The sequence below is a fragment of the Desulfonatronospira sp. MSAO_Bac3 genome (assembly GCF_003838035.1).
GTDB lineage: Bacteria > Desulfobacterota > Desulfovibrionia > Desulfovibrionales > Desulfonatronovibrionaceae > Desulfonatronospira > Desulfonatronospira thiodismutans.
The window spans coordinates 1-1,911 of record NZ_QYZY01000253.1 but is presented as its reverse complement, the minus strand read 5'-3'; the positions used below and the strand labels follow the sequence as shown (position 1 = coordinate 1,911).

Below are 1,911 nucleotides of genomic sequence, written 5' to 3'. Positions count from 1 at the left end.
TATGCACCATGCCCTTTGCCCTATGCCCCATGCCTTCTTCCGGCACACCCCTTGCATCCCCCACCAAAAACATACAAAACAAGCAAAATTTTCTTGTCAACACGCCAAATAAATGACACAAGACCACAAAAGAGGCAAAACCATGACCACCAACCAGTACCCAAGGACCACCTGGCAAGCCTACACCGCCACCCTGCCCTACGCCCGGGACCTGTACATGCAGTGGCAGGCGACCATGTTCGACCCTGACTACGAACAGGCCTTAAACGACTACATACTGGCCATGGACCAGGGCACCTCCGATTCCAGACGCCACGAACTCCTGCAGCAAAGCCGCAAAAACCTGGCTGCCCTTAAAAACAGCGGTGATGAGCACATAACCACCGACCTGGCCCTGATCCGGGTGCTAAGAGCCCTGGGTCAGACCGACCAGGCCGCATACATTGCAGACCTGCTCCTTAAAAACCTGGCCCACAATGACAATATCCCCCTGGACCGCCCATTTCTTCCTCCATCAGGCGACTTCGACCACCAGCCCGTACAGGACACCCTGGCCGGCTGGCTCAGGTCCGCCCTGGAAAAAGCCAAAGAACCCTCTCAATCAATTTCAGATACACAGGGACAACAAGCCCCTTCAGCCCCCGCAGATCCTGAGACGCCCCCCCAGCCTAAGTCTCAAGCCAAAAAAATCGGCCGCAACGCCAAATGCCCCTGCGGTTCAGGCAAAAAAGTCAAGAAATGCTGCGGGGAAGATGTGGTAAATAGAGATGTTCACAGCACTCACTCAACAAAAGTTGATGAAAGCGAAAGATATTCAAACATTGACAAACCTGTCGATCAATACAGCGAAGCTAGATTGATCCTGAAAGATGAAAAGCCACCTCAAACAGAATGTTTAAATATTGCCATGATCACTCCTTTTTTCTGGCCTGCCCAGGCTGGCATGGAGATGTTTTTTCATAATCTGGCTACAGAGTTCACTAAAAAAGGTCATAATATCAGCCTCTTTGCTCCTGAATATAAAAGCAACTACAAAGAAATTGATGCCGATTATCAGCTTATACGCTTTGAAAAAGTAGATGACCTGGCCAGGAACTTCAGCAGAATACATCAGCAAAATAAATTTGACGTTATCCTGGTCCAATCTGCCTGGCAGGCGGCAAGTATCGCACTGAAGCTGAAAGAAAAGTTTGGGGTGCCGGTTATCTTAAGAACACACGGCTTAGATATTCAGAAAGATGCAGAGGTCGGGTACGGATGGAGGCTGGACCCGGAAAAAGACAAAGTGATTTGCGATAATTTGCGAAGAGTTGATGCCTGTATTGCCATAAGCAGTCATGTCAAAAAAGAGATACAGGAAATAGACTCATCAATTCCCGTCGAAGTAATAAATAACGGTGTGGATACAGAGTACTTCAACCCTGAGAAGAACAACTGGGTATCAAATAAGTTCAATATACCCAGGAAGCATTTTAAAATTCTTATGGTGGGCAGAAATAACAAAAAGAAGTCTTTCCACCTGGGGTTGGAAGCTTTTGCTCTGGCCCTAAAGCAAAATCCAGATATGACTTTAATTCATGCCGGGCAACAGGAAAACGGTGTTGACCTAAAAAAGCATGCCAGACAGCTGGGGATATCAGATAACTTTGTACAGACTGGTAAAGTTGATTATTACCAGATTAACAAACTGTATCAAAGCTGTGACATCTTCCTCTTTCCCTCCAAGGCCGAAACATTCGGCAGCGTGACTATAGAGGCAATGGCGTGTGGGTTACCGTGCATAGAGTTTGATTATGGGGCTAACTGGGATAAAATTGAGCATGGTGTTAACGGCTTTATTATCCCTTATGGGGATACAAACAGCATGTCTGAACGTATCCTGGATTTGGTGTCTGATAAGGACAAGTATAG

At 47.0% G+C, this 1,911-nt stretch carries 1 protein-coding gene; it reads left to right on the top strand.

Annotated features, from left to right (window positions below; all coding sequences use genetic code 11):
- Window positions 1-403: 403 nt before the first annotated feature.
- Window positions 404-1,911, top strand: a 1,508-nt coding sequence (locus D5S03_RS08860) for a glycosyltransferase family 4 protein (protein ID WP_287043563.1), incomplete at its 3' end; no start/stop codon positions are given.